Origin of the sequence: Prevotella sp. CAG:255, assembly GCF_000431195.1 — a bacterium.
Lineage (GTDB): Bacteria > Bacteroidota > Bacteroidia > Bacteroidales > Bacteroidaceae > Prevotella > Prevotella rara.
Window position 1 is genome coordinate 1 of sequence record NZ_HF986856.1, and the last position, 20,223, is coordinate 20,223.

Annotated in this window: 13 protein-coding genes; 5 read left to right on the forward strand and 8 right to left on the reverse strand. The window is 49.3% G+C overall.

Annotated features, from left to right (window positions below; all coding sequences use genetic code 11):
* Nucleotides 1–1,352: 1,352 nt before the first annotated feature.
* From QVO66_RS11635 to QVO66_RS11650, 4 genes are all read right to left on the reverse strand, one after another.
* Nucleotides 1,353–2,762: a sensor histidine kinase gene (locus QVO66_RS11635; RefSeq protein WP_287602497.1), complete on the reverse strand. Its 1,410-nt coding sequence runs from the start codon at nt 2,760–2,762 to the stop codon at nt 1,353–1,355.
* A 42-nt stretch (nt 2,763–2,804) separates the two neighbouring features.
* On the reverse strand, nt 2,805–3,494 hold the full coding sequence (locus QVO66_RS11640) for a response regulator transcription factor (protein ID WP_021855662.1): 690 nt from the start codon (nt 3,492–3,494) through the stop codon (nt 2,805–2,807).
* A gap of 135 nt (nt 3,495–3,629) precedes the next feature.
* The gene (rmuC, locus tag QVO66_RS11645; protein ID WP_021855663.1) at nt 3,630–4,988 is read right to left on the reverse strand and encodes a DNA recombination protein RmuC; all 1,359 of its coding nucleotides are present in this window, start codon (nt 4,986–4,988) and stop codon (nt 3,630–3,632) included.
* Between the two features lie 78 nt (nt 4,989–5,066).
* Complete coding sequence (locus QVO66_RS11650; protein WP_021855664.1) at nt 5,067–6,557, reverse strand: ATP-dependent DNA helicase; 1,491 nt, start codon at nt 6,555–6,557, stop codon at nt 5,067–5,069.
* Between the two features lie 174 nt (nt 6,558–6,731).
* Here QVO66_RS11650 and QVO66_RS11655 point away from each other — a divergent pair, with 174 nt between their 5' ends.
* The 3 genes from QVO66_RS11655 to QVO66_RS11665 all read left to right on the forward strand — a co-directional run bounded on the left by QVO66_RS11655 (nt 6,732) and on the right by QVO66_RS11665 (nt 8,724).
* A complete protein-coding gene (locus QVO66_RS11655) occupies nt 6,732–7,211 on the forward strand; it encodes a hypothetical protein (RefSeq protein WP_021855665.1) in 480 nt (159 codons plus the stop codon).
* On the forward strand, nt 7,192–8,007 hold the full coding sequence (locus QVO66_RS11660; RefSeq protein ID WP_021855666.1) for a DUF3822 family protein: 816 nt from the start codon (nt 7,192–7,194) through the stop codon (nt 8,005–8,007). The genes QVO66_RS11655 and QVO66_RS11660 overlap by 20 nt, the downstream gene beginning before the upstream one ends.
* Before the next feature lie 159 nt (nt 8,008–8,166).
* A complete protein-coding gene (locus tag QVO66_RS11665; protein WP_021855667.1) occupies nt 8,167–8,724 on the forward strand; it encodes an RsmD family RNA methyltransferase in 558 nt (185 codons plus the stop codon).
* Between the two features lie 699 nt (nt 8,725–9,423).
* On the opposite strand, the gene QVO66_RS11670 is transcribed toward QVO66_RS11665, so the two are convergent.
* From QVO66_RS11670 to dnaG, 4 genes are all read right to left on the reverse strand, one after another.
* Nucleotides 9,424–11,634, reverse strand: a complete 2,211-nt coding sequence (locus QVO66_RS11670; RefSeq protein ID WP_021855668.1) for an RCC1 domain-containing protein — start codon at nt 11,632–11,634, stop codon at nt 9,424–9,426.
* Nucleotides 11,635–11,687: 53 nt separating this feature from the next.
* Nucleotides 11,688–13,085, reverse strand: a complete 1,398-nt coding sequence (locus QVO66_RS11675) for a T9SS type A sorting domain-containing protein (RefSeq protein WP_021855669.1) — start codon at nt 13,083–13,085, stop codon at nt 11,688–11,690.
* Between the two features lie 1,110 nt (nt 13,086–14,195).
* Nucleotides 14,196–15,620 carry a cardiolipin synthase gene (cls, locus tag QVO66_RS11680; protein WP_021855672.1) on the reverse strand — a complete coding sequence of 475 codons (1,425 nt, stop codon included), beginning with the start codon at nt 15,618–15,620 and terminating at the stop codon, nt 14,196–14,198.
* A gap of 116 nt (nt 15,621–15,736) precedes the next feature.
* A complete protein-coding gene (gene dnaG / locus QVO66_RS11685) occupies nt 15,737–17,662 on the reverse strand; it encodes a DNA primase (RefSeq protein WP_053397994.1) in 1,926 nt (641 codons plus the stop codon).
* 967 nt (nt 17,663–18,629) lie between these two features.
* Here dnaG and QVO66_RS11690 point away from each other — a divergent pair.
* Nucleotides 18,630–19,070 carry an META domain-containing protein gene (locus QVO66_RS11690; RefSeq protein WP_021855676.1) on the forward strand — a complete coding sequence of 147 codons (441 nt, stop codon included), beginning with the start codon at nt 18,630–18,632 and terminating at the stop codon, nt 19,068–19,070.
* A gap of 216 nt (nt 19,071–19,286) precedes the next feature.
* Complete coding sequence (locus QVO66_RS11695) at nt 19,287–20,156, forward strand: electron transfer flavoprotein subunit beta/FixA family protein (RefSeq protein ID WP_021855677.1); 870 nt, start codon at nt 19,287–19,289, stop codon at nt 20,154–20,156.
* The last annotated feature ends 67 nt before the right edge of the window (nt 20,157–20,223 follow it).

Here is a 20,223-nt window from a genome sequence, read left to right on the forward strand (position 1 = left end):
GCTAATGTGCCGGCTGATTTGCAATCTGCCGGAATTTAATATAAGGATTTTAATCCGCTTGCTTCCTATTTTTGATTAATAGGTATGAGTTGCGGATCACAGATCCTGATACTTTATGCTGTCGGATAACATATCCGACAGAACAATAGTCTTGTTGCTTCTTGACGTTCCAAGCCGTAAATTCTTTGGATTTCCTTATAATTATAAGACTAATGCGCCACTTGTACAATCGATTTGAACCAACAAAGCTAATGTGCCGGCTGATTTGTAATCTGCCGGAATTAAGTATAAGGATTTTAATCCGCTTACTTCCTATTTTTTATTAATAGGTATGAGTTGCGGATCACAGATCCTAATATTTAATGCTGTCGGATAACATATCCGACAGAACATTAGTCTTGTTGTTTCCTGACGTTCCAAGCCATAAATTCTTTGGATTTACGTGGCATTCCATGTGCAACTGATATGAATCAACAAGACAAATGTGCCGGCTGATTTGTAATCTGCCGGAATTGTGTATAAGGATTTTAATCCGCTTACTTCCTATTTCTGATTAATAGGTATGAGTTTCGGATCACAGATCCTGATACTTTATGCTGTCGGATAGCATATCCGACAGAACAATAGCCATGTTGCTTCTTGACGTTCCAAGCCGCAAATTCTTTGGATTGCCTTTAATCAGCAGTTCTTGCTTTAAGTAAAAACTTAGGACAAAATATTTTTTCAATCTGGAAAATCAAAGGATAACGGATGTTAATTGCATGGCGCGAAAATGCGGAATGGTTAACATTCGTTTGCTTATCAGGATGGATAATGAGGCAAAAAACATGGATTTTGAGCCGTAAAAGCATGGTTTTAGAGTCATTAAAGGGTGGTTTTGAGAGTATAAGTCGGCCACTTTTGGAGCGTAAACGGCAGAGTAATATTTCTTAACTATTGAAGTTTTGAGCTTTAAACGGCATAAGACGTTGAATGAGAGTGACTTAACCATAACGCCTGATTTTTGCCGTTTTTCACGCCAAATCACAGACTTGCGATGAGCATCGCTATTCTGAGAGCGTCAAACGGACGGAAAACATCAGAAATATTTACAAATAAAGAAACGTTATTAAGTGAAAAATGAAAAGAGAAAAGTGAAAAATCCAATACTCTTGTGGATTATTATTGGGAGTTAAGTTATAGTAGTTAAAGGAGTTAAAGTAGTTAGAGTAGTTAAAGTCAAATGCCTCGTGGGTATAATTTGCTACTTGGCATTTGGATTTTTCACTCTTCACTCTTCGTTCTTCACTTAAACATGCTCCTTTAACTCCAAATAATAATCCACAAGAATATTAATTGCTCTTCGCTTAAATTTATTTTCTCAATGTGAAGTCGAAGCGGAGACCGCCTGTGAGGTTGTTGCTAACCTTAATTGTTCCGCCATGCAGCAGCACGGCGTTCTTTACAATGGCAAGACCAAGACCTGTGCCGCCCATCTTGCGGCTGCGGCCCTTGTCTACACGATAAAAACGCTCAAAGATGCGTGCCAGATGCTCGTGAGGAACACCGACACCATTGTCGCTGAAGGTGAAACGCCAGCAGTCGTTGTCATTAACGGCTGAAAGAGTTATGGTGGTGCCTTCGCCGGCATAGGCTATGGCGTTGTCTGTCAGGTTGCGGAACACGCTGTAAAGCAGCGACTGGTTGCCCTTAACCTTGATGCCGTCAGGCAGCATGTTGCTGAACGTCATCTTGCGTTCTGACAGCTGCAGCGCCGTGTCGTTGACAATATTAGACACCATCTGGCTGACGTCAACCACATCGAAGTCGACCATCTCGGGCGCATCGTCGAGCCTGTTGAGCGTAGAAATGTCATGAAGCAGAGAGGTGAGGCGCTGCGACTGTGCATAGCAGCGCTGCAAGAACTGCTCCTTGGTGGCCTCGTTGATGTTGGGATTTTCGAGTATTGTCTCAAGATAACCCTGAATGCTTGCAACGGGCGTCTTCAGTTCGTGGGCGATGTTCTGCGTCAGCTGGCGCTTCAGGATGTTCTGTTCCTCCTTGGTTTTCTGCAGGCGCTTGTATATCTTTATTATACGCTCTGCAATCTCGCCGAGTTCGTCGCCGGGAAAGTCAACAAGGTCTTCGGTGTCGAGACTCTCGTTGTGGTCAGCACGGCTCGCAAAAAGGCGCAGCTTGGTGATGTTGTCGCCCAGACGGCTCACAAAGCGGTAAAGGATAAAGACAAGCACAAGCATGGCCACGAGCGAGAACCACAGATAATGCTGGTCGGCACGCAGAGTCTTGGCAAGACTGTTGTCGTAGGGCAAGGCACTGCGCACGATGAGCGAGCACTGCGGAACATAGGTGGCAGAATAGAAATAGTCTTGATTGAGAGTGGAGCTTACGCGGCTGAAGTCGTAGCCGCTGCCGTCCTTGATGGCCTCTCTGACCTCCCTTCGCGAAAGATGGTTGCCCATCTTCTTATAGTTCTTATATACATTGTCATAGACGACCTTTCCGCTGCGGTCGATAAGCGTAACGCGCAGACCATGAATGTAATGATTGGCCACGTAGCCGTCGAGCGTCTTGTCCGACCTGTCGTCAAGATAGCGCAGCGACTCCATCATACGCTCGTTGTAATCCTGCAGGCGCGTGTTGAGCGTGTTGATTTTATACTCACGCTCACGTGCGTGCTGAAAGATGATGAAGGCCACAGCGAAGACCACAAATACGGACAGCACGCTGATGTAAAGACGCGTGCCAACAGATGTTCTGCACATTTTCATTTAGTTTGCTTTATTTATATTTTTAGTAAAAACGCATCAGGCGTCGAAGTAATAGCCGAAGCCGAGGCGTGTTACGATGCACTTTGAGAAGCGCCCTATCTTCTTGCGGAGGCGCGTTATGTTTACGTCGACAGTGCGGTCGAGCACTAGCACATCCTTTGGCCAGATGCGGTCGATAAGTTCCTGACGGGAGAACACGCGGCCCTTCTCGTCGAGCAGAAGGTGAAGAATCTCAAACTCGGTCTTGGTGAACGGAATGTCCTCGCCGTCTATGCTTACGGTCTTTTTGTCGAGGTTAAGCTCGAGTCCCTGATAACTTATCACGTTCGACTGCGGCACACCGTTGTGCTCGGCTGTACGGCGCAGCACGGCGCGCACTCTTACCAGCACCTCACGTATAGAGAATGGCTTCGAGATATAATCGTCGGCACCGAGATTGAAGCCTGTAACGGTGTCGTTTTCAGTGTCACGCGCCGTGAGGAATATTATTGGGATGTCTTTTGTGGCAGGTTCGGCCTTGAGCTGCTTAGCCAGCGCGAAGCCCGACATGCCGCCCATCATAACGTCGAGCAGCAGAAGGTTGAAACTCTCAATGTTCATCTCGAGAGCCTCCTCGGCCGAGTTTGCCATCTCAACGGTATAGCCGTCTGTCTCAAGGTTAAACTTCAAAATCTCACAAAGGTCTTGTTCGTCGTCAACCACCAGTATTCGATAATTATTATCCATAAGTCATTCTGTTTTTTATAATAACCGTTGCAAAAGTAATGATAACTGTATTCATATTTATTACAGACGTGTTACAATGCCGTTACAACACAATACGCCACAAGAAGGCAACCACGCGGCGGCTCCCGGACGGCATCATGCCTGAGAGTCGTCGTCGGGCGATATGTCGGGCAGCGGACGGCGCGGATTCTCCTTCGCACCCATCTCAACGAGCTTGCGCGCCGACACGATGAAACTCTGATTGCCTTTTATGGCCTTGCGCGCATCATCAAACGACTTCTGCACGGTTTCGATGTTCTTGCCTATCTTCTCGAAACGTTCAACAAACAACCCTACGCGCTCGATGAGCGTGTCGGCAAGTCCGAACACGAGTTCCTGGTTGTCGGCCTGGCGCTGCTGTGTCCACGCTATCTGCAAGAGGCGCAGCAACGAGAAGAGATTCTGCTCACCGGTGATGACCACCTTGCGCTCAAAGGCATAGTTCCAGAGCGACGGGTCGGCAGACACGGCAAGCTGCATGGCTGCCTCCTGCGGCACGAACATGATGACAAAGTCGAGAGTGGTGCCGCCCTCCATTGAGTATTTGGCATAGTTCTTTGCCGAAAGCTCGTCTACATGGCGGCGAACGCTCTTAACATGCTCATCGAGAGCCTTGCGGCGCTCGTCGTCGGTCTCGGCGTTTACATAATTGATAAAGGCAGTAAGCGACGCCTTCGAGTCGATTATCACGTCCTTATGGTCAGGATAATGCAGCACTACGTCGGGGCGCATCATGTCGTTGGTGTCGTCGTTGTGTATCACGTTGCCTTTGGCGTCGCGCATGGTGTACTGCACGTCATACTCAACGCCCTTAGTAAACCCGAACTTGTCGAGCAGGTCGTTGAGCTTCATCTCGCCGAAGTCGCCCTGAATCTTAGGACCTGTCTGAAGTGCACGCGACAGCTTTTCGGCCTCAGCGCCGAGCGATGCCGTTGTGGCATGCATCTGCCTTATCTGTTCGCCGAGCGAAGCCGTGCTGCGCGTGAACGACTCGCGGTTGTCGTCCATCGACTTTTTCATCTCTGTCATTACGGCTTTCAGCGGAGCTATTATCGAGTCCATCTGGCTACGGTTGCTCTTGTCCAGTTCGTCAGCCCGCTGCTTAAGGAGTTTCTCGGTTGTTGTGCGCAGCTGTTCCTGCAATAGCTGCAATCTCTCCGCGAACTGTTTCTCCATAAGCAGCTCACGCCCTGCCCTCTCTTCGGCATGCTTGCGCTCGGCATCAGCCATGAGCCGTTCATACTGGCGGCGCAATTCGGTCAGCCGCCGTTCGGCATCCTCACGCGCATCGCCCAACTGTGAACGTAACATGTCGGCCTCGCGACGGCTTGCGGCAGCCTCGTTAGACAAGCGTGCGTTGTTTTCTTTTTGAGCTGCAGCGTTGCGCTGCGACACTATCATCATTGCCACTACGGCAATAAGAAATCCTGCTATAAAAAATAAGAATGATGTCATTATAACTATTTATTTTTTTACTTGAAAAAGACTAATTACACTATGTGAAGTAATGAATGCAGAATAATATAATTAATGTCACCCTTCCGTCTGCGTCTTGGGCCAGTTTACGAGATAGAGTTTCTCTGTGGCACGCGTGAAGGCTGTGTAGAGCCAGTGGATATAGTCGGGCGAGAGCATGTCGTCGGTCATGTAGCCCTGGTCAACATATATGTGTGCCCATTGTCCGCCCTGTGCCTTGTGGCAGGTAACGGCATAGGCATATTTTATCTGCAAGGCATTGTAACAAGGGTCTTGCCTTACCTTCTTCAGGCGGTCGGCTTTAAGCGGCACATCCAGATAGTCTTCCATAACTCCGTTGAAGAGCCGCTCACTCTGTTCGCGCGTAAGAGCCGGAGCCTCAGCCATAAGACTGTCGGTTACGGCGGTTACCATTATTTCATAATTGTCGTAATCTGGAAACTGAAGCCACACGTCGGCAAAATGAAGGCCGTAGAACTCGCGCAGGTTTCTAACCCTTACCACCATGGCCCTGTCGCCGTTGGCAATAAACGGCAACGCCTGACTTTCGGCTTTACGTCCGTCGCCGTTGCCCGTGCTGCTGTCCTCAAGAGCCTTTTCCTCGGCGGCAGCCTTCTCGGTCCAGTAGTAGTTGTTTCTCACCACCATGAGCATGTCGCCCGTAGTCAGTTCTTCCTCACGGCCCAACACCATGCCACGTATGCCGGCGTTGTAGGCATTGGCGCGCTTGTTGCTGCGCGTTATCACGATGGTCTCATCGGTGCCCACTTCAGAGTAGCTGCTGTTAAGCTGCTCAATGAGTTCGCCGCCCGGCACCATGCGTATGTCGGCAAAGCCTGAAAAAGTTATTTTAGGAAGACGCGTAACCTCGTCGTGGGTTATCATGCTGCGTATCTCCGTGGCATTATAAAGAATGCCGGAACCTGATGCCTGTCGCAAAATCTCGTTAAGGTCGCACTGATAAACCTTCAGTCCGTAGCCCGCCATAAAATCAGCCATCAGCGCGGGCGACTCTTCCTCGCCCACCGGCGGCAGCTGTGCCATGTCGCCAATGATCATCATGCGGCAGTTGCGGCCGCCGTAGACGAAGCTAACCATATCGTCGAGCAGGCAGCCCGTGCCGAATACTGCGCCCTCGCCGCCTCCGCCGTTGGCTATCATCGACGCCTCGTCGACAATGAAGAGCGTGTCGTGATACATGTTGTCGTTAAGACTGAAGCCCGTCGACTCGCCCGCAAAGGTCTTCTGACGGTATATGCGGCGATGTATGGTGAAGGCCGGACGCCCGGCATTGACCGAAAACACCTTGGCGGCACGTCCCGTGGGGGCAAGCAGGATAACCCTCTGGCGCAACTTTACAAGCGTCTTAACGATGGCTGCGGCAAGCGACGTCTTGCCCGTACCGGCAGAGCCGCGCATAATCATCACCGAGCTGCCGTCGCGGTCGAGCAGAAAACGGCTGAACACGGCTGTGGCCTTAGCCTGGTCGGCAGTGGGCACAAAGCCGAAAGTCTGCATTATCTGAGTTGCCAGTTCTTCAACAATCATCAGTTTTTATGCCAAAGGTTTGATTTTACGAATTATTTAGTGTAATTTTGCAAATGCACAGAATGCGAAAGCATAATGCAAACTTACATAAAATAATTGATATTTTATGCCATGTGAACTAAGAAAATATTGTTCTTAACCACAGCCGGCCATAAATAGCAGGTCAATAAGGCAATGATAAAAATCAGCAACAATCACATTCTGGCACTCATAGCCGCCATGCTGGCCATAACATGCGTCATGAGTGTGTGCTCGCCCATAAGATTTGAGCGGCAGCAGGCCGGACGCGAGCAGGCGGTGAAGGAGCGGCTGGTGAAGATAAGATATGCCGAAGAGAAATACCGCAGGGCCAACGGCACTTACAGCGGAAGCTTCGACATACTGGTCAGAGAAGGCTATCTGGCCGACTCGCTGCAATACATACCCTTCGCTGGGAAAAAGAAATTCGACCTTACGGCAACGACGCAGATAAGCAAGTCGGGCAGGCAGATACCGCTGATGGAATGCGGAGCCATGTATAACGACTACCTGTCGGGGCTCGACGAGAACAGCATAGCCAACCTCATCGAAGAGGCTAACAACGCGGGGAGATACCCCGGACTGAAAATTGGAGACATAACCACACCTAACGATAATGCAGGAAACTGGGAATAACATAATAACAAAGAAGCCGAGGCTTACCATACGCATAGGCAGGCACTCGCTGTCGTTCTCTGCCCTGAGCGCAGAAAATCCCGAAGGTATAACCTTTGAGCCTTATACCGTGAGGAGCGGCATATCCATGGCGGCTAACCTCAGAGAGGCGTTCAGGGAGATTGACCTGCTGAACAACGGATGGCAGAGAGCAATGGTGATGATCGACTCGCCCGTGATAATGATACCCATAGACGAGTTTAAAGACAGCCAGAAGGATATGCTCTACCACTATGCCGTTACCGGACATGAGGGCGAAGTGGTGATGTCGAGCGTACTGCCTTCGCTAAACGCCGTGGCCGTATACTCTATAAACAAAGACCTGAAGCTGGTCATCGACGACCACTTCGGCGACGTAAGGTTTGCACACGTGTGCGAGCCGGTGTGGAATCATCTCTACCGCCGCAGCTTCACCGGCATAAGGATGAAGCTGTATGCGTATTTCCACGACAAGAGGATAGACGTGTTCAGCTTTCAGCAGAACAGATTTAAGTTTACAAACAGCTTTGACACCGACCTGGCGCCCGACGCCGTATACTTCATACTGAACGTATGGAAGCAGCTTACCTTCGACAACAAGCGCGACGAGCTGCACCTCGTAGGCGAACTGCCCGCCAGGGAGGAGCTGACACAGGAGCTGCACACTTTCATACAGAACGTATACGTGATAAACCCGAAGGCCGAGTTCAACCGCGCTCCGATTACGGCAATAAAGAACATTCCTTACGACCTGATAACATATTTCGTGAAGAGCTGAGCCGCAGGCTGCACACGGACAGCGGCAACGCCTGAAAGCCTACGCCGCAGAAACAGCATGAGGCGAAACTGCAGGCAGCTCACTACAAGCCCCCAGACGGAGCACGGACAGGCAGCAGGCCTCAACAGAAAGCCACAACAACATTAGGAATAAACTGAAATGAGAATAATTACAGGAATATATAAAGGACGCCACTTTGACATACCGCGCACATTCAAGGCAAGACCGACAACGGACTTTGCCAAGGAAAACATATTCAATGTGCTTAACGGATACATCGACCTTGAAGACGCCATTGCGCTCGACCTCTTCTCGGGTACGGGCAGCATATCGCTCGAACTGGTGTCGAGAGGATGCCAGAGCGTGATAAGCGTGGAGGCCGACCGCGACCATCATGCCTTCATAAAGCAATGCCTGAAGAAGCTCGGCACCGACAGATGCATCGCCCTGCGAGGCGATGTGTTCCGCTTCATAAAAAGCTGCCATCAGCAGTTCGACTTCATCTTTGCCGATCCTCCCTACGCCCTGCCCGAACTGCCCACCCTACCCAAGCTGATACTTGAGCGCGGACTGCTGAAGCCCAACGGCATCTTCGTATTCGAACACGGCAAGAACAACAGTTTTGAGGATGTGCCCGGATTCATTGAACACAGGGCATACGGCAGCGTGAACTTCAGCATCTTCTCGAACAGAGAACCGGAAGGCGAGGATGAATAACCGCCGTCCGGCCTAAGCCTATTATTATTTGCATTTTCGGTTGAAAGTCATACCAAACTGACATTAGTTGAAAAGACGACGGATTATAACATCTAATCCGAAAGTGATTACGGCTGAAGCAAATAAGAATATACCATAAATAAAATACAAAAGGCGGCAAACTGCATCGCAAAAGGTATGCTTTTGTATCCTGAAACACGGCCTTTTGCAAGACCAAAGCACAGCTTTTCGGCTGAATAAGTTATTCTGTTAATACGTAATACCGTAAAAAAGTTTTGTTAAAAACTCGTCACTCATCACAAAGCCGCTTAATTCACTAATAATCAAGATGTTATAGTGTGACGAGTTGATTTTGCAACTCATCACATCGAGGTCAACCAAAATCAGGAAAGGCCACAATGGCCATGGTGTGACGAGTTGCGAAATCAACTCATCGCACCATAACACTATGTATATCAACACGTTACGCACGAATGTGATGAGTGACGAGTTTTTAAAGAAATTTATTTACTGTTGATTTACGGATTGTCCTTTCCTAATTTAGGTCGACTTCAAACAGAGTCGTACAAATCAGCACTGTCAAAGATTTTTTTATTACCAGCCATTAACATCAACGGCTGCACAGACAGATACATAAAAAAGGAAGAGGCTTCCCGCATACAGCAGAAAGCCTCTTTGTAATAAACCCAGAATATTGAATTATCTCTTTACAACTTTAACAGCATGTTTCTGTCCGTTCTGAGTGTAGACAAGGATGTAAGCGCCGTTGGCAACATCAGACAAATTAAGACTGCCTGCCACAACACCGCACTTGCGTACGAGTGAACCAGAAACGGTATATACACATACGTCATTAACCGGCTGTGATGTATAGAGAGTGTTGCCGTCGAAACGAACAGAAGCTTCGTTGTCAACACCATTAATACCGGTTGAGCCCTTAGCCACCAGATTAAGCTTGCTCCAGTTGGCATCTGCTGCAAAGATGTCATAAACATCCTCATTTACAGTAAGAGTGATGGCCTTAAGGTCAGATATGCCGTCGAACATTCCTGAATAGAATATAGGTGCGCTGTCTTTTGTATAGCTTGTCCAGTCGATGTTTGCCAAAGCTGTACAGTCACTGAATGTAGCTGAAGCGAAAGCTATCTCTTCGGGCAATACGACATCTGTAAGAGCAGTACAGCTCTTGAATGTGCTGGCCATGCTGCTAACGCCAGTGAGAGACTTAGAGCTGAGCAGATTAACCTTTGTCAGAGATGTACAGCCCATGAAGGCGCTGTTAAGACTCGTAAGGCCTGCACAGTTCTGCAAGTCGATGTCAGAGAGTTTCTCGCAGTTCATAAACGCATTTGTAAAGTCCTTGAAGTTTGCAGCCTCGGCAGCAGCCGGCATAGCCACCTTCTCAAGAGCCTTGCAATTTACAAAAGCACCATTCTTTGCCAGTCCGCCCTGAACGTAGAGGTCTGTACCTTCTTCAATAAGAGCCTCTGACATATCAACAGAAACGAGCGTGGTGTTAGATGCTCCGAAAGCAGTAGTACCTATAGCCTGAGCCAGTTCAGTAAATTTGCTTGTGTTCCATGTTCCAGTCAGTTTGATTTCAGTTGCCTTCTTAAGGTCGCTTGGAATATCGTCAGAAGGTACAGTAACAACGTCTTCGTCACCGCCGCCGGGAGTAGCACCGCCAGGACATGCAATCTCAATAGGTTTCTTCTGATAGCTGGTCTGCAGCTGTTCCAACTCTGAGCCGTCGCCAAGCTGTCCACCCTTGTTTCGTCCCCATGCATAGAATTTTCCGTCTGTAGTAAGCACGAATGAGTAGCTCTGTCCTGATGCCAGCATTGAGTAAGTTGCGCCTTCTGGCAGAAGTGGCTTAACAGGTTTTGCCGAGAACGGCATTTCGTCTGAAGATGATGTAGCTGTAAGCAGTTTGCCGTTGCCGTCGCCGAGAGCTCCGTCGCTATTGCTGCCAATAGCATAAATCTCCGTGATGACACCGTCTTTTCCTATGGCAATGGTCGTAGTGTTCTCGCATCCTGATACAGAAAGCACACCATCAGGAACAGTCGTTACCTTTGTGAACTCATAGTAAAGCGACACAAGCTCCTCGTCAGACTGATTAAAGCCGAGCAGGTTTGAATAGTTGTCACCTGTTGCCCACAATGTACCATCAGCCTTTATCGCATAAGTGCGGTTGTCGATAGCCTTGACGTAAACCCAGTCGTTAGCAGTTCCGATCTGCACCGGAGAAGACTGACTCGTGGCATTGCCAAGTCCTAACTGTCCTGAGTTATTCTGTCCCCAGCCCCATATTGTGCCGTCTGTCTTCAAGGCTACACAGTGAGAACTTCCTAAAGACACTTGTTTCCAGTCTGTATCAGTTCCAATCTGTACCGGAGTAGTGCGTGTATTTCTGTCACCGAGACCCAGCTGCGAACTGGTGTTTTCGCCCCAGCCCCATATTGTGCCGTCAGTCTTGAGTCCGATAGCGCTGTATCCCCAGAAATGACTTGCCGTAACGTCAGCCCAGTCATTATCAGTTCCTACACGTACAAGTTCTTTATGGTCCATTCCGTCACCGGTTCCCTGCACACCGCTCTCTGATGTACCTGCTGCCCATAGAGAGCCGTCTTCCTTTATGAAGAAGGCGTAAGCCTTGCCACCTATAACTTTCTTCCAGTCTGTATCAGTTCCTACACACTGCCACTCAGCTGTTCTTTCCGACACAGCCGGCGCACCCAGCTGTCCTTTCTCGTTCCAACCGCAGCTCCACAGAGTGCCGTCGTCACGAATAGCATAGGTAGAGGCGTCTCCTGTTGCAACGTATTTCCATACATGCTCCTGTGCATTAACCGATGTAGCCAGAGCCAATAGCCCCGCAACTACAAATGAACGTGTAATCTTTTTCATAAGCATTATTATTTAATTCAAAATTTGGAACAAATGTTCCCTTCTTATTTTTGTCATTTATTTACCAGAACTTTCTTGACGTCAATCTGCTTTCCGTCGCGGAACACCTGCACAAGATAAAGTCCTGCCCCTGGCAGTGTAAGGCTAACATCCTGTCCCTTGACCATATTACGCTCACACACCTTCATGCCGGCAGCATTTACCACGCTTACAGATGTTGCATCGTCGTTGCCTATTGTAAGATTGAGCGAGCTGACCTGTAGCCTTGTTTCGCTGCAGCTGACAAGACCCGGAGTTATGCCTGTAGCGTCGCCGTCCTTATTGTCGACAATAGGACAGATCATAAACGAAGCGCCCGGTGCAGCACCGAAATAATTAACCGGCATGTTATAGCCCATGTCGTTATAGTTTACAAAAGAATTGTGAGCAAGCATGCTGGTCATCTGCTCCTCGGGTATATCCTGCCCCATTACTTCAGTCAGCATAACGATATCAGACTCTGACGGATCGTCGCCAAAACCTTCAACGGTAACAAAGAACAAAGGCTTGTCCCATATCTGCAGAGGCTGTTCAAAACGGAACTCGCCAACTGCCACATTCTTTATAGGAAACTCGCCCTCATAAGCATCACGAATTTCGCTCACCGGCAACTCAACCACCTCTAACGGCAGACCTGTGAACTCCATGTTGCCCTCGCTCTCCATAGGGTACCATACACGAAGCATCAGCTTTGCATCGGCAGGATATTTTGTAGGCTTAAAGGCGAAATATACGTTTACGCCTGTAATATGGGCATTACCGTGAGCCGTCATGAACAAGTTGCCATAGCCTTTCAGTCCGGCACTGTTGGTTCCGCCGAGATAGCCAGCCGAACCACCGTTTAAAGGCAGATAGCCAAGCTGATATGTCTCGTTCCATTTACGGCAGTTTGCCGTGCTTATTTCGGCCTTACCGCTCACAAGCAGCTCGCCTTCGGCCTGATACGTGCTCTTTTTGCCAGATGCGTCGGTAACTTCAAGTGAAGGAAATGCGTAATGACCTAATTTGGTGTATGTTGCAGTTGCGCTTTCTGTTGCGGAAGTTTCTTCTGATGTTCCAGGCAAAGACCAATTATAGGCAGATGCGCCGCTCACATTACTTATATATGTAACAGGCTTGCCTGTAGGTGCCCATAAGAAGTAGTTGCCGTTGGTAAGGCGGTTGGGCGAAAGATAATTGCACACAGGCTGATTCTCAGAAGAATATGTGCCAAGACGGCTCAGTCCGTCAGGATAACTGTATGCAGGCTGATTGTCGGCACGGGTTATGGGATAACTGTCGGACAAGACAGACACTACCGGTTTTTCAACTTGCGGCAACAAAACGCCGACATCATCCTTGGCTCCGTCCACTGCAGAAAAAGCATTCTGGGCCAACAGGCATGACAGAATAATAAAATGCATCCTTTTCATAGTAAAAAATTGTTTAAGAGATGACTAATATTGAAAGTATATAACTAAGCACCTGAAGTGTTTTATGGCAAACATGCAACGCCTGTATACTTACATCTTCTGTGTTCAGATATGACTCAGCATCCGGAATATTCAAGCCGCCCACAGCCTTTGTTGGCCGAAAGGAGATTTGCATATAGCGAAAGCTGTACCGGCGGCAACACGTCCTATTGCTGCGTTCAATCTGAATTCACCGATAAGCTGTAACAGATATCTGTTTTGGTTTACACCACTATCATTCTCACATTTAAAAGATCCGCATGGCGCAAAACTAAAACTTAACAATGACAAAGGAGACAAAGTCAGCAACGACAACATCATTTCACTCATAGCATTTAAGTTTTAGGTTGCTTCTTATACTCCCCAAATTCAGCGTTAACAAACTGGTATTAGATTAATGGAAACAAAAAAGGCATGGGAGTTTCTACTTCTCGCCCATCCCTGCTCTCAGGCCTTCGCATTGCCTCAACTCAAGGATAAGCAACGCAGCCAGCCCACGCCAAGTGGAATTATATATACAACACACAGCCATATAAAACTTATATGGCCATCATTGGGATATAATTCACCCACGCAGACGTTCCGTTGCATTATTTCTGTGAGCTGATTCAAAGTTTGCGAAGTTTTGAGAGCACAGAATTAACGTCCGTAAACGCCTTTCCGAAGTCAGCATCCTAAAAATGCCGAAACTTCAATCCATCGATGTTATGACCCCGCCCGTTCCCAGGGAACTGGCATCGTCGGTGGCAAAAATAACAATATTATATCAAATAAAAAAGTTTTTATGTTTATTTTTTATGTTACACGGCATTATTTTTATACACAATCGCCAATTTGTCTAGCATTGAAACGATTTTATAGACAAACGGTCGGCTGGCAGTATATTGGGTTTATATTATACAATTAAACTTATGTTTTCAGCCGTCTTTTTGTTTACTATTTGCGGCTTGCCGCCTGAACAAGCAGAGGCAGACGTCAACATAAAAAGATCCCGGCAGTGAACTGCCGGATAAACGGGCTATACATGAAACTAAAGACAAGAAAGACATTAAGGAAAATATTGACTGAAAATCACATCAGCGGCGAAAATACACGCATCAGCGACTCAAGCAAACGGTGAGGGAACGAAAGACGGCGCGTGCTCATATACTTCTCATAGTCGACACACTGCTTCACGTCTTCCATAAAGACCGACTTGATGCGAAGGGCCATATCACGGTCGTAGATAAAGGCGTTGACTTCAAAATTGTTGTCGAAGCTGCGGAAATCGATGTTGGTAGAGCCGCAGGTTGACAGGCTGTCGTCGCTGACAAGCAGCTTTGAATGGTTGAAACCGGGCTTATACAGATAGACCTTAACACCGGCATCGACGCTCTCCTGCACGTATGAACGGCTTGCCCACTCAACGAATTTGGCGTCGGAGTGCAGCGGAACCATCAGCCTTACGTCTACTCCGGCAAGGGCTGCGGTGCGCATGGCAAAGAGCACTGGCTCGGTTGGCAGGAAATATGGCGTCTCCATATATACATATTTTTTTGCCTCCAGCAGTATGCGGACATACCCCTGCATCATCTCGGGCCACGGACTGATAGGACTGCTGGTAACTATCTGCATTATGCAGTCGTTGGGGCGGATGTCGTCGTGGGGCGGATAATAGCAGCGATTGCTGATGAGCGTGCGGTCGACGAAAAACCAGTCGACAAGGAAGGCGCGCTGTATGCCGTAGACGGCGCCGCCCCTTATGCGCAGATGAGTGTCGCGCCATGCGGTTCCGTTGCGGCCCTTGATATATCGCAGGGCTATGTTCATGCCGCCAATAAAGCCCACGCGGCCGTCTATAACGCACAGCTTGCGGTGGTTGCGGTAGTTGACCTTGCTGGTGAATGCAGGAAACTTAACCGGCATGAAGGCATGCACGTCTATCCCGGCATTGCGCATACGCTCGAAGAACGAATTGGGAACGTTCCAGCAGCCCACGTCGTCGTAGATGAAACGCACCTCAACGCCCTCTTTTGCCTTGGCAATGAGTGCGTCGGAAACGAGATAGCCCAGAGGGTCGTCGCATATAATATAGGTCTCGAGATGTATGTGATGGCGGGCTTGGGAGATGTCGCGCAGCAGAGCATGAAAGAATCCGTAGCCGTCGGTATAGATGTCGGTCTCATTGTTCTTGAAAGGCAAAGCCCAGTTTTGGCTGGCAAAGAGCTTTATGAGCACGCTGTGTTCGTCAGGAAGCACGAGGTTTTGCTGCTCGGCAAATCCGAGCATGGAGCGCTTTGTCAGCTGGTCCATGCTCTGCTGGCTGATGAGCTTCTCCTTGCGTGTGTTCTGCCCGAAGAAGAAATATAGTACGAAGCCCACAACGGGAAGGAACACAAGCACGAGTATCCACGCCATGGTCTTGGCCGGCTGACGGTTGTCCATGAGCACGGCTACCATTGCTGCTATCACTATGAATGCATAGAGCAAGAAGAATATCCAGTGTACGTAAATCATACGGTATGCCTTTTTACGTTATCTATTCCGCCTGCACGCAGGATGCCTGCGGCTGTATTCTCACTGCCTGAGTGCAACGTCCGGCCACGCAGCATGATGCTGCATGAGATGCCACGTCACACGATTATCTCGCTGCCGAGTTCTTTGGCTATCGAGTTACGTATGCCCTGCATGTCCTTATATTCGGCCATGAGGCTCATCATCTTTTCGGTGTCGCCTGATGCCTGGGTTATCTCGCGCTTCAGGTCTTCCATCTTATGCTCAACATAGTCAAGGCGGAAGTCGAGTATGAGGTGTATCACCTGGTTGCGGAGCGTGTCCTCATCTCTCTTCACCTGCAGGCTGCGGCTCAGCTGAAAATGGTCGATGGCCATGTCGGTGGCCACGCGGCTCACTTCGATGTCGGGATGATGGGTGAAGTAGGCCTCTGAGTTGAAGCCTTCGTCGTCGTTGTGTTCAACGGCTTCCTGCAGTATGCGGTTGTAAAGCTCGTTGTGGAACTTGAGTCCGTCTGCCCCGAGGTCGTAGCTGATATACTGCGACACGCTCAGGTTGATCTTTCCGCCGTCCTCGGTCTCCACATCTTTATATAGCACCTCGTTGCCGTGGCGTACCACCATCTGCGTGAGCATGTATTCGACCTTCGACTCTACATCCGACTTGGCGTCTACCTCCACTGCAGGCGGCTGTGCGGCGGCTCTTGCCTCCTCGCGCCTTGCCTCCTTGAGCTGCTCCTCCATCTCGCCCTGTATAAACTTGTTGACAGTGCTAACGAGCGTAGCCTCGTTTATGCCAAGCCGGTGTGAGCATTCGGTCATGTATGTGGCCCTGGTTATCTGGTCGTCTATTACAGACACGCTCTTGATAATGCTGCTTATGGCCTGCGAGCGCTTTATCGGGTCGGTTACGCCCTTTAGCAGCAGGTTGGTCTTAAACTCGATGAAGTCGGTCTGATGCGCTTCGATATAGTCGCGAAACTCCTGTGCGGTGTGCTTACGCGCAAAGCTGTCGGGGTCGTCGCCGTCGGGCAGCAGCAGCACCTTTACGTTCATTCCCTCGGCCAGGAGCATGTCTATGCCTCGTATAGAAGCATGTATGCCGGCAGAGTCGCCGTCGTAGAGCACGGTGATGTTTTTCGTAAAGCGGCGTATGAGGCGTATCTGCCCCGTAGTGAGCGATGTTCCCGACGATGCCACTACGTTCTCAACGCCGCTCTGGTGCATCGATGTAACGTCGATATATCCCTCGACGAGATAGCAGCGGTCGTTGCGCGTTATGGCCTGCTTGGCCTGATATATGCCGTAGAGCTCGTTGCTCTTGTGGTATATCTGCGACTCGGGCGAGTTGACATACTTTGCCACATTCTTGTCGTTGGTAAGTATGCGCCCGCCGAAGGCCACCACGCGCCCCGTTATTGTATGCACGGGAAATATCACACGGCCGGCATATCTGTCCTGAAGCTGTCCGTTCTCCTTGCGGTAGCACAAGCCGGTCTCTATCAGAAACTGCTCCTTGAAGCCTTTTGCCAGAGCTGCACGTGCCAGCGCGTCGCGTTCAGGCAGCGCATAGCCCAACTGGAACTTATATATCGTGTCGTCGCGGAATCCGCGCGAACGGAAATACTGCATGCCGATGGCCTGCCCGTCGCGGGTGTTCATCAGGTTGTCCTGGAAGTATTTAAGCGCCCAGTCGTTCACGATGAACATACTCTCGCGCTCGCTCGCCTCGCGCTTCTCCTCGTCCGAGAGTTCGCGCTCCTGTATCTCTATGTGATATTTCTTGGCAAGCCACCTAAGCGCCTCGGGATATGTCATCTGTTCGTGCTCCATGATGAAGCCTACGGGATTGCCGCCCTTGCCGCACGAAAAGCAGTGGCAGTAGCCCTTGGCGGGCGACACCACGAACGAAGGAGTCTTCTCGTTATGGAAGGGGCACAGTCCCTTATAGTTTACGCCCGCCTTGCGGAGCGAAACAAACTCAGACACCACGTCAACAATGTTGGCGGCATCCATTATCTTGTCTATCGTTGCCTGATCTATCATAAGCATTAAAACGTCCGGCATATCACCGCCCTGCCGCCTAGGCTGACGGAACGGCTGCGGACGAACTAATGCAAAATTAAATATAAATAGCGAGATAAGCAAGTGGCCGACTGATTTTTGTACAATCGGAACATATATTTATCGGTACGACGGAACGGCAAACAGACCTGTCATGAAGGCATTACGGGATATTATGAACAAAGTGAGCCATGACTGCAGAATGACACTTTGCAAACCGGTGGAGCAGCATGACGCGCAAAACGTAAACAGAGAAAATACAACTTTACTGACCATTCTGGAGAAATATCCGCACCGAAAGCCGCAATGGGTAACGCAGACCGGCAGCCTCAACACGACAAAACGACCAACACAGCAGTAAAAACGAACTGCACCGCCGATATAACACAATGCTTTTTAATGCCTAAAAGAGTGCAAAGCACAACCCGAAACGGCAGCTTTCGGCATGCAAAAGGCATGCTTTCAGCCCATAAAACACACCAAAAAGATGCACACGTCGGCAGCAGTGCCCCGTAAACCGCTGTAGAGGTGCACCTTACACGCTGCACACCAATATCTGCATTATTCTCGTCCGGCGGAGTTTTATCTGCAAATATCGCGGTATGGGAGCGTCAGCAGAAATCAATATGTAAGCAAAACAGCCGATTAAACGACATGAATTTTCATAGTCGCAAAGCCGCAGGAAAAGGCGCGCCGCACCACTGACGCAACGGCATACGGCAGGCGTCATGACCACGCATAAGGCCATATGCAAAAAAAACGGAATTATGCGAAACATTAGTTATTTATGGTCTTTATTTTACTTTTTCATCGATAATTTACTTAAATTTGCACCCCAAATGGTCAAAAAGGCCACTGCAATCAGGCTGGAAGCACCGGCCAGAAAGACCGGACGCAACCGGCAAAAGCCTGAAAGACAACATTTTATTAACAATAAAGAGTAAAAGGAATGAAAAAAGTATTTGTAGCATTATGCATGGCAGGACTGCTCGCAGCCACAACGTCATGCAAGACATCTAACAGCGCTGCATCATCAGTGTCTGCACTAAACGGAGAATGGAAAATAACCGAAGTTAACGGTCAAAGCATAACAAAGGCAGACAACGACAACGAAGCCTTCATAGGATTCGACGTTGAAAAGAAGAGCATGTACGGAAGCACAAGCTGCAACCGCATCTTCGGCCAGCTTGACGCTGACGCAAAGAAGGGCACGATATCTTTCGGCACAGTAGGCAGCACACGGATGATGTGCCACGACATGAAGACCGAGGAGCAGGTGCTCAAGGCTGTCAACGAAGTTAAGGCTTACGAGCTGAAGGACAACAGCACGCTTACACTGAAGTCAGCCGACGGAAAAGTGCTGATGACTCTGCAGAAGCGCAACAAGTAACAACAGCCTGCAAGACGGTGAGGCGGCATCAGCGCCTGACATCAGTGAAACAGAGCATTATTATGTGTGCGGACACAACGCGCGTTGCATATGCCGCAACCGTTTAAAAGGGTTTAAATACACGGGTAAAAACGTACGTTTTTGCCCGTTTTTTTTGTCAAAAAGCAAAAATAGTGTATTTTTGCAATCTAAGAATTTACATTATAAGCTTAATCTATGAATTTGAAAATCATCGTACTTGCAAAACAAGTACCCGACACGAGGAATGTGGGCAAAGATGCGATGACAGCCGAAGGCACTGTTAACCGCGCCGCGCTGCCGGCAATCTTTAACCCTGAAGACCTTAATGCCCTTGAACAGGCACTCAGACTGAAAGAACAGAATCCGGGCTCAACCGTAGGAATCCTCACCATGGGACCTCCGCGTGCAGCCGAAATAATCCGTCAGGGACTTTATCGTGGAGCCGACACAGGCTGGCTGCTTACCGACCGCCTGTTTTCCGGAGCTGACACCCTGGCCACTTCTTACGCACTGGCTACAGCCATCAAGAAGATTGGCGGAGCCGACATCATCATAGGCGGACGTCAGGCTATCGACGGCGACACCGCACAGGTAGGACCTCAGGTGGCTCAGAAGCTGGGCCTCGCTCAGGTTACCTATGCAGAGGAAATACTGAAATGCGAGGACGGAAAGCTCACCATACGCCGCCACATCGACGGAGGCGTTGAAACCGTAGAGACTCCGATGCCCGTGCTGATAACCGTAAACGGAAGCGCAGCACCATGCCGCCCCTGCAACGCAAAACTCGTTATGAAATACAAATACGCCACCGTTCCGCTCGAGCGCACACCCGACATGCCTTATGCCGAGCTCTACGAGAAGCGTCCTTATCTTACACTTAACCAATGGTCAGTGGCCGACGTTGACGGCGACCCGCAGCAGTGCGGACTGGCAGGCTCGCCCACAAAGGTGAAAGCCGTTAAGAACATCGTGTTCCAGGCAAAGGAATGCAAGACTCTCACATGCTGTGACGACGAGATCGACTGCCTCATCAAAGAACTGTTGGACGAAAAGATTATTGGATAAAAAGAACCTGCGGAACTGCCCGCCGCACATGCCTTCCGCCGCCTTAACGGCAACTGCGGACGCATGA

What these genes read in the sequence shown, in the direction of transcription:
- QVO66_RS11655 (WP_021855665.1), top strand. Translation starts at nt 6,732, where the DNA reads ATGATAAAAATCAGCAACAATCACATTCTGGCACTCATAGCCGCCATG.
- cls (WP_021855672.1), bottom strand. Translation starts at nt 15,620, where the DNA reads ATGATTTACGTACACTGGATATTCTTCTTGCTCTATGCATTCATAGTG.
- QVO66_RS11695 (WP_021855677.1), top strand. Translation starts at nt 19,287, where the DNA reads ATGAATTTGAAAATCATCGTACTTGCAAAACAAGTACCCGACACGAGG.
- QVO66_RS11635 (WP_287602497.1), bottom strand. Translation starts at nt 2,762, where the DNA reads ATGTGCAGAACATCTGTTGGCACGCGTCTTTACATCAGCGTGCTGTCC.
- QVO66_RS11660 (WP_021855666.1), top strand. Translation starts at nt 7,192, where the DNA reads ATGCAGGAAACTGGGAATAACATAATAACAAAGAAGCCGAGGCTTACC.
- rmuC (WP_021855663.1), bottom strand. Translation starts at nt 4,988, where the DNA reads ATGACATCATTCTTATTTTTTATAGCAGGATTTCTTATTGCCGTAGTG.
- QVO66_RS11675 (WP_021855669.1), bottom strand. Translation starts at nt 13,085, where the DNA reads ATGAAAAGGATGCATTTTATTATTCTGTCATGCCTGTTGGCCCAGAAT.
- QVO66_RS11670 (WP_021855668.1), bottom strand. Translation starts at nt 11,634, where the DNA reads ATGAAAAAGATTACACGTTCATTTGTAGTTGCGGGGCTATTGGCTCTG.
- QVO66_RS11690 (WP_021855676.1), top strand. Translation starts at nt 18,630, where the DNA reads ATGAAAAAAGTATTTGTAGCATTATGCATGGCAGGACTGCTCGCAGCC.
- QVO66_RS11640 (WP_021855662.1), bottom strand. Translation starts at nt 3,494, where the DNA reads ATGGATAATAATTATCGAATACTGGTGGTTGACGACGAACAAGACCTT.
- QVO66_RS11665 (WP_021855667.1), top strand. Translation starts at nt 8,167, where the DNA reads ATGAGAATAATTACAGGAATATATAAAGGACGCCACTTTGACATACCG.
- QVO66_RS11650 (WP_021855664.1), bottom strand. Translation starts at nt 6,557, where the DNA reads ATGATTGTTGAAGAACTGGCAACTCAGATAATGCAGACTTTCGGCTTT.
- dnaG (WP_053397994.1), bottom strand. Translation starts at nt 17,662, where the DNA reads ATGATAGATCAGGCAACGATAGACAAGATAATGGATGCCGCCAACATT.